Raw genomic sequence first — 8,763 nt, forward strand, 5'->3', positions numbered from 1 at the left:
TGGCATAGCTTTCTAAGTCAGCATTCATTTTAAATGACTCAGGTAAAATATACTTCCGATATTCAGTGGAATAGAACTTGCCTTCATGATTTACCATTTTAGTATAATTAACGCTAATAAACGGACCAATAATCCGCTGTGCGCCATGACTACTGCGCGCGATCTCTTCCCGCACTTCTTGTAAACGCAGAGAACGCTCAGAGATTAAATTACTGACCATCGATACGGGGATCTGCAGTAATACAAAAAGTAAAAGGATAAACCCCAATTTAGTCACGATCTGATTATTTAGTATATTTTTCACACGTCATTCTCCAATAGTTGATTGTTTCATTTTATAAATAACAATTGGAGATTTAATGGAGTGAATGTGGAGATTAGATGGAGTTTGTGCTTCTAGGTAAAATGATAGAGACTCTAACGCCCTGAAGAACATTCTCTATCTTGAGTAAACCATGGTGCAGCTTAACTACTTGTTCAACAAAATTGAGCCCTAAACCGGTGCTTTTAATGCCATTTTCTCTTGGTAAGGAGTAAAAACGTTCAATAATACGCTCCATAGCGTATTCGGGGATCTGCGGGCCAGTATTGTCAATAGTAAGCAAAACCCCATAGCTGTCACACGTCAGTGACCATTTAATAGTGCCGTTCGGGTTAACAAAATCAATCGCATTATCCATCAAGTTGAACAGCGCTTGTTTAAATAAAAACTCGTCTCCCAATACGTGGTAAGTGTTGCCTTTATCTTGTAATGCATGATTTTCAAACTGACATGTGACCGACTTAGCGATTAACCGTACCTCAGATGCCAAGTTAATCTCGTTTATAATGTCGTGTAGATTAATTTGCACCAATGCATCCAGCTGTGGCCGCTTTTCTAACCTAGCAAGCTCCAATAATTTATCAATTAAAGATTGCATACGATCGCTTTCACGCTCGATATTAGCTGAAAAGCGTGTGACTTTATCTGTAGATAACGGCGTTTGTAGAATTTCGCTGGCCCCTTTTATTGCTGAAAGCGGACTCTTTAACTCATGAGTGAGCGTTTCTACATACTGCTCTACATATTTTTTACCATCAATTTGCTCTCGCATTTTCTCTAAGGCATCGCTCAAGTTGCCATATTCATAGAATACGCGAAATGTGGGTTTAATCACTTTTTCGCCGCGACCCATTTTATCAGCGTAATCTTCTAGTTTGTGCAAAGCTGAATGGATCCGCCATGAAAAAATCCCACCAGCAAGTAACACTAAGCCACTCATTAATATCATCCAATAAAGAACATTTCGCTTAGAAAGGTCTATATATGGCTGTACAGAACGGTTAGCTTTGGCAACCGTGACGCTGCCAATAATGGTATTGTCATGATAGATTGGCGCAGCAACATGCATCACCGACGATGAAGGATCGTTGGAGTTCTCTGTTGTACTGCGCGCGCCATATTTTCCCCGCAAGGTTAAATACACATCGTTCCACTGTGAATAATCTTCACCCACATCTTGCTGCCAAGAATCAGCAATCACAATGCCATTTTTATTGGTAATATAGATGCGGTGATTAGGCGCTTTTTTACCTAGCTCCCACGTACGGGACTCAAGTTCACGCTGTCCATAGGCTGCAAGTAACTTAGAGAAGCGGCTTTCTGAAATAAGATTATTAGCCACTTCTTCCTCAGCGAGAACGGCTAACAAATTAGCCATGTCAATAAGGGTTTCTTCGGTTGTTTGGCGGACGGTAGGCTTAAGCTCTTGAATAACGGTAGTACTGACCATATAAGCCGTGACACCAACAAGAATGAAATACAGCGAAAATAATCTTAACCCTAACGGGATCTTTGGCCAGTGGGTCATTACACAAGCTTCTCACTGTAAAAATAACCAAAACCACGTTTAGTCTTAACAAATTCAGACAATTCAAACGGCTTAAGTTTACTCCGGATAGCCTTAATATGAGAATCGATGTTTCGCTCATAGGCAGCTGAGGGCGCGAGATCGGCAGCGACAAGTAACTGCTCTCGACTGAGTATATTGCCAGCGTCCTTCATTAACTTGTTTAAAATTTTAAACTCTACTGCGGTTAAACCAAGCATCTGACCATTAACACAATAATCAAAATTTATAGGCTGCAAACCTCCATTTAGAGTGTGTTCAATGGTCTTCTTATTATCCACTACAATACTATGCGTTATCGCTCGCTTAATGCGTAATTTAATTCGAGCCAACATCTCTCTAGGGCTAAAAGGTTTGGTGACGTAATCATCTGCGCCAATTTCTAAACCTACGACCCTATCTATCTCATCGTTTCTCGCGGTTAAAAAGATAATCGGTAAATCAGAAAAATCTCGAATGGTTTTACACAGCTCAAAACCATTCACGTCGGGCAAACCAACATCAAGCACCAAAAGATCAACCATATTCTCAGTCAAAAATGCCAAGCCTTGTTCACCGGTTGCAAACCAGCACACTTTAAAGCCATCCATTTCTAATACATGGATAAGATTCTCTGCAATGGCGGACTCATCTTCAATGATGACTATCGTCGCTTTAGCGTTCACCTAGTTAACCCTTTTACTTTACATTCTAGGCAGCTAGCTTAACTTAGAGCGATATAATAAATCGACATAATAATCATATTGTTGGTGTCAAATTTTGCGTAAGGGAGACTTAAAAGGAAAAGTGAGGCATTAACATCTGAAACTTACCTAGGCAAGAAGCCAGAAATTTACGTACAAGATATCTCGCCAGCAACCAATCTGTTTTATGGGCGTACTAAAACGACCGATAAACTTAAAAGTCATGATTTAACGCTGGAAATAACGGTAATGGTTTAACTGATACGATGTAAAGTTAATTTAAGAGACTGAAATTAAAGTTTTAAGCTGTTGACCATTGCGCTGAGGGGCATGCTGACTAACGAAATGTAGCCTGATAACGATCACTTCAAACAGGGCTTGTTGAACACTTGGGATAAGGACGCGGCTTCGCGCGACCTATCCATATTAGTTAGTATGCTTTAGTACGATCAAATATTGTTTCTACACAACCGCTAATTGTTGAAAATAAACTTGATGCATTTATGTGATATTTATATAAAGCATTTATTCTAAAGCTTTATTTGATGGTAGCATAAATTCACATAACACTAGGTCATCAAGTCTACTCCCTAATAATTGCAGATCTAGCAAGGTTTTATTCTCACTTTTTTCATCTTTAATATATGTTACATAAAATCAATTTTTTATAAAAGTACACAATATAAAGCATGATATTATGTAACTGTATTGACGATAATGAGCCTTAACTGGCTTTAGCTGTTGTTATCGACTTAACATGTTTTCGATTTAGCTTGGATGCGATAAGCATGTAAAAGAGGTTCGGTATAGCCGGATGGTTGCTCTTGCCCTTTAAATACTAGATCACAAGCCGCTTTAAACGCAATACCATCAAAATTAGGTGCCATATTGATATAGAGTTTATCCACTTTATTCTGACTATCAACCACCGCCGCCATCTTTTTAAGTGCAGCCATTACTTCATCTTCAGTGCATATTCCGTGTGCTAACCAATTGGCCAGATGCTGTGAAGAGATCCTTAATGTCGCTCTGTCTTCCATTAAACCAACGTTATTGATATCAGGCACTTTGGAGCAACCCACCCCTTGATCAATCCAACGCACCACATAACCTAATATACCTTGGGCATTATTTTCTAATTCAAAGGCTTTAAGCTCTGCTGACAACGTATCAGGTTCGAGCATTAAAGGGATGGTGAGCAGATCATCGAGCTTTGCGCGTGATCTTAGCTTGAGTTGGTCCTGCACATCCCTAACATTGACTTGATGGTAATGGGTAGAATGCAGTACAGCGCCATTGGGTGAAGGAACCCAAGCCGTATTTGCGCCCGCTTTAGGGTGCCCTATCTTCTGCGCTAACATGGCGGCCATTTCGTCAGGCATCGGCCACATACCCTTACCTATTTGTGAACGGCCTTGCAGACCGCACTCTAAACCAATATCAACATTCCAATCTTCATACGCTGCTATCCATTTCTGTTGTTTCATCAGCGATTTTGCTACAAAAGGTCCTGCTTGCATTGACGTATGGATCTCATCCCCGGTCCTATCTAAAAAGCCAGTATTGATAAACACCACACGCTCTGATGCCACCCGTATACACTCTTTAAGGTTAACGGTAGTACGACGCTCTTCATCCATAATGCCCACTTTAATGGTATTACGGGCAAGCTTTAATGCGTCTTCAATTTTAGTAAACAGATCACAAGTAAATTTAACCTCTTCTGGACCATGCATCTTGGGCTTAACAATATTGACTGAGCCCTTGCGGCTGTTACTTCGATTATTGTTATTTCCTTTAAGATCATGCATTGCAGCAAGTACGGTGAGCATACCGTCTAAGATCCCTTCAGGAACTTCCCTGCCCTCTTTATCTAGCACAGCATTGATGGTCATTAGATGCCCAACATTACGCACAAAGAGTAAGCTTCTACCCGCAAGGACCAATTTTTGACCTTTAGGATTGAGGTATGTACGGTCTTCATTAAGCTGGCGGATAATCTCTTTGCCATTTTTGGATACTGAAGCAGACAAGTTACCTTGCATCAATCCTAGCCAATTACGATAGATCTCAACTTTATCTTCAGCGTCAACAGCGGCCACTGAGTCTTCACAATCCATAATGGTTGTGACTGCGGCTTCGACTAACAAATCACTCACGCCAGCAAGATCGCTTTTACCTATGACACTGGTAGCATCAATCTGGATCTCAATATGTAGACCGTTATTTTTCAGTAAAATAGCACTAGGGCTCAGCTTTGAACCTTGATAGCCAACAAACCGCTCTGCTTGTGCCAGTCCTGTTATATTGCCATTGTTAAGCGTTGCCTTTAGCTCACCAGCGTCAACAACGTATTCAGTCACCTCTGCATGACTGGCGTTAGACAATGGAGCGGCGGTATCAAGATGCTGTTTCGCGAAGGCTATCACCTTGGCTCCGCGCACAGGATTATAACTTTTGGTGAGCTCTGCGCCATCTTGCTCTGATATTGCATCGGTACCATATAATGCGTCATATAAGCTTCCCCAACGCGCGTTTGCAGCATTTAGCGCGAAACGTGCATTCTTAACGGGAACGACCAGTTGCGGCCCTGCTTGCTGAGTAATTTCGGTATCAACATTTTCAGTACTAATCGAAAAAGGTTCACCTTCAGCGACTAAGTAACCAATATCGTAAAGAAATACTTTATAGGCGTCCGAGTCAAAATCATTGCCTTTATTGCCGACATGCCATTCATCCAACTGATGTTGCAATTGCTCTCGCTTCTCTAACAGCTGACGATTGATTGGGGAAAACTCAGTGACGATCTCTTCGAATTTAGCCCAAACCGACTTTGCATTCATTCCTGTACCAGGACACATTTCGTTTTCGACGAGATTAGCTAACTCAGTGGCGACTTGTAGACCACCGATTTGAATATATGTTGTCATGTTTTGCCCCTGTTCATCCTTTGCACCGCTCTTAAGTTGCTCGAGCACTTATCATCCATCTATTGATTACACCTATGAAGGGTAATTTTCTTTACCCTATATCAAGCAATACACATTTATCCAGTTTATAGCTGTTATTCCCACTATTCACCAAACTTATGCAAAATAGCTTTTTGGTGTTATTTAACGTCACTTTTGACTAAATACAACTTATTAGCCATTTCCACGACTAAAACTATCGGCTGTTTTAGTGATCAGTTGCCTCATCCATTTATGCGCTGGATTATGCTGTAGTAAAGGGCTCCACGCCATAGTGAGTGCGATGGGTTGTATGATAAACGGCGGTGCGACAATGCTAACACGGTCGTTATGCTCGTACTGCCTGGCCATCTTACTTGGTATGGTTGCGATCAAATCTTGTTGCTCCGCCAACAAACAGGCTGCTTGGTAATGCCGAGTAAATACAGTAATACGTCGCTTAACGCCTATCCGTGTTAACGCTTCATCGACCCATCCTAACCGCTGTACATCATCTGGGTCCATACCAACCCCAACGCCCATTCCCGTCTTGCTAACCCATACATGTTTGGCTTCTAGATAGCTTTCAAGTGAAAACTTCTCCAATACAGGATTTGTCTTACTTATCAGGCAACTAAAGTCATCACTCCAGAGTACTTTTTGATGAAAAGATTGTGGAATACTATCAAATCGATTGATCACCATATCGACTCTTCCTTGTTCTACATCAGGGAAATTGACGTCGCTTGGGGTCATGATATCAAGAATAATATTAGGCGCTTCAGTACGAAGCTTTGCAATAAGCGGTGGGATCAATGTCGCTTCAGCATAATCACTTGCCATAACACGGAAGACTTTTTCACTTTCTGCAGCATTAAAATCGGCACGTGGCTGTACGGCTTTTTCTAAACCAATCATTAACTCGCTTATTGTTGGCTGCAACTCTTGCGCTCTTTCAGTGGGCGTCATCCCTTGGCTAGTCCTAATGAGCAAGGGATCATCAAACAATGTCCGCAACCTTTTTAGACCATTACTCATCGCGGGTTGGCTGATTCCTAGTTGATCAGCTGCTCTGGTAACATTTCGTTCACGTAGTAAAACATCTAAATAAACCAACAAATTCAGGTCGATACGAGATATATTCATAAGATAAATACCGAGAATAGAAACTATAAATTAGACTTATTTAACCAAATCTAACTAATATTTTCAACGTAATCAATTGCCGCCAATCATATTGTTAAAGGAATATACGCATGACAAACTACAGAACTAACATCGATGAAGCCGCTACCTTGATTAATGCAGAAGGTAGTGCATGGAATGCAATCAACCCAGAATCAGTAGCGCGTATGCGGTTACAGAATCGTTTTCAAACTGGGTTGGACATCGCTAAGTATACTGCCAAGATTATGCGTGAAGATATGGACAACTACGATAAGGACACTTCGCAGTACACCCAGTCTCTCGGTTGTTGGCATGGTTTTATCGCCCAGCAAAAAATGATTTCGATTAAAAAACATCTGCTAACCACTAAACGTCGTTACTTATACCTTTCTGGTTGGATGGTTGCGGCGCTTCGTAGTGAGTTTGGTCCCCTCCCTGACCAATCAATGCATGAGAAGACGTCTGTAGCGGCCCTCATCAAAGAATTGTACACCTTCCTTCGCCAAGCCGATGCGCGCGAATTAGGCGGCTTATTCCGTCAGCTAGACGCTGCTAGTGCAAGTGAAAAGAGCGCGATTCAAGATAAAATTAATAACTTTGAAACTCACGTAGTACCAATTATCGCCGATATTGACGCTGGTTTTGGTAATGAAGAAGCCACCTATCTGATGGCTAAGCAGATGATTGAAGCCGGCGCTTGTTGTATTCAGTTAGAAAACCAAGTGTCTGATGTTAAGCAGTGTGGCCACCAAGACGGAAAAGTCACCGTCCCACATGTTGAGTTTTTAGCAAAAATAAACGCAGTGCGTTATGCATTTTTAGAACTCGGAATTGATGACGGCGTCATTGTAGCTCGTACCGATTCTTTGGGTGCCGGTTTGACTCAAAAGATTGCCGTGACTAGCGAAGCTGGTGATTTGGGTGACCAATACAACTCATTCCTTGAAGTTGAGGCTATCGATGCAGCCGAACTTGCAAACGGTGATGTTGTCTTCCAGCAAGGCGGACAACTCGTTAAACCTTCTCGTTTACCAAACGGACTGTTTAAGTTCCGTGCAGGTACAGGTGAAGAGCGTTGTGTATTGGATTGCATTACTTCATTACAAAATGGCGCAGATCTACTTTGGATTGAAACTGAGAAGCCACATGTATCTCAGATTGGTGCCATGGTTAACGAGATCCGTAAGACCGTTCCAAATGCCAAGCTGGTGTATAACAACTCACCATCGTTCAACTGGACTCTTAACTTCCGTCAGCAAGTGTTTGACGCAATGAAAGAGGCTGGCCAAGATGTGACAGCTTATAACCGTGAACAGTTGATGAGTGTCGATTACGATACTACTGAACTCGCCATTCAGGCAGATGAAAAAATCCGTACTTTCCAATCCGATTCTGCTCGTGAAGCCGGCATTTTCCATCATCTTATTACGTTACCGACTTATCATACTGCTGCGCTATCGACTGATAACCTTGCCAAAGAGTACTTTGGCGACCAAGGTATGCTTGGTTATGTCGCCAACGTACAGCGTAAAGAGATCCGCCAAGGTATTGCATGTGTTAAACATCAAAACATGGCAGGTTCTGATATGGGTGATGCTCATAAAGAATACTTCTCTGGTGACCAAGCGCTTAAAGCATCGGGTAAAGACAACACCATGAACCAATTTTAGCTAATGTCGTCTTTGGATTTACTAAGTTTTTTGAAGTGGACTTAGCCCCAAAGTAAGCTAACGCTAAAAGGCCTGCTCTAATGCAGGCCTTTTTACATCTAAACATTTCATCTAGATGAAATGTTGCATTGAAATATTTTCAACCGACCATAACTATATAGAATAGAGATAACTGTCAATTGACGTGTCTACGTATGATTTTAAAATCAAAAAAATTCACAATGTAATGATAGACATTATCTAATACCTACTGAGAGTTCATATTTAGAATAGTTTTAACGCTTAATTCACTTTCATTATTCTCCTTAAATAGCCGGATAAATAAATAGGAAATCAGCATTGTTAAGGGCTGTCGAAAGGGTCATGTTTCGGAATGACGTCACTGATTGATAGATAAAGACAATAT

At 41.3% G+C, this 8,763-nt stretch carries 6 protein-coding genes; 1 reads left to right on the forward strand and 5 read right to left on the reverse strand.

Annotation, left to right across the window (positions count from 1 at the left end):
- The 5 genes from CXF82_RS10185 to CXF82_RS10205 all read right to left on the reverse strand — a co-directional run.
- Positions 1 to 304 (reverse strand): inner membrane CreD family protein (locus CXF82_RS10185; protein WP_180961196.1); only part of this gene is annotated, 304 nt, incomplete at its 3' end.
- 73 nt (positions 305 to 377) lie between these two features.
- Positions 378 to 1,850: a two-component system sensor histidine kinase CreC gene (creC, locus tag CXF82_RS10190; RefSeq protein WP_102044135.1), complete on the reverse strand. Its 1,473-nt coding sequence runs from the start codon at positions 1,848 to 1,850 to the stop codon at positions 378 to 380.
- The gene (locus CXF82_RS10195; protein ID WP_102044136.1) at positions 1,850 to 2,554 is read right to left on the reverse strand and encodes a response regulator; all 705 of its coding nucleotides are present in this window, start codon (positions 2,552 to 2,554) and stop codon (positions 1,850 to 1,852) included. Before CXF82_RS10195 ends, creC begins: the two co-directional genes overlap by 1 nt.
- A 770-nt stretch (positions 2,555 to 3,324) precedes the next feature.
- A complete protein-coding gene (locus CXF82_RS10200; protein ID WP_102044137.1) occupies positions 3,325 to 5,502 on the reverse strand; it encodes a malate synthase G in 2,178 nt (725 codons plus the stop codon).
- Between the two features lie 213 nt (positions 5,503 to 5,715).
- A complete protein-coding gene (locus CXF82_RS10205) occupies positions 5,716 to 6,666 on the reverse strand; it encodes a LysR family transcriptional regulator (protein WP_101089227.1) in 951 nt (316 codons plus the stop codon).
- A 110-nt stretch (positions 6,667 to 6,776) separates the two neighbouring features.
- On the opposite strand from CXF82_RS10205, the gene CXF82_RS10210 reads away from it, so the two are divergent.
- Positions 6,777 to 8,357, forward strand: coding sequence for an isocitrate lyase (locus CXF82_RS10210; protein WP_101089228.1), 1,581 nt, complete (start codon positions 6,777 to 6,779; stop codon positions 8,355 to 8,357).
- Positions 8,358 to 8,763: the final 406 nt, after the last annotated feature.

The organism is Shewanella sp. GutDb-MelDb (genome assembly GCF_002836075.1).
In the GTDB taxonomy this organism is placed as follows: domain Bacteria; phylum Pseudomonadota; class Gammaproteobacteria; order Enterobacterales; family Shewanellaceae; genus Shewanella.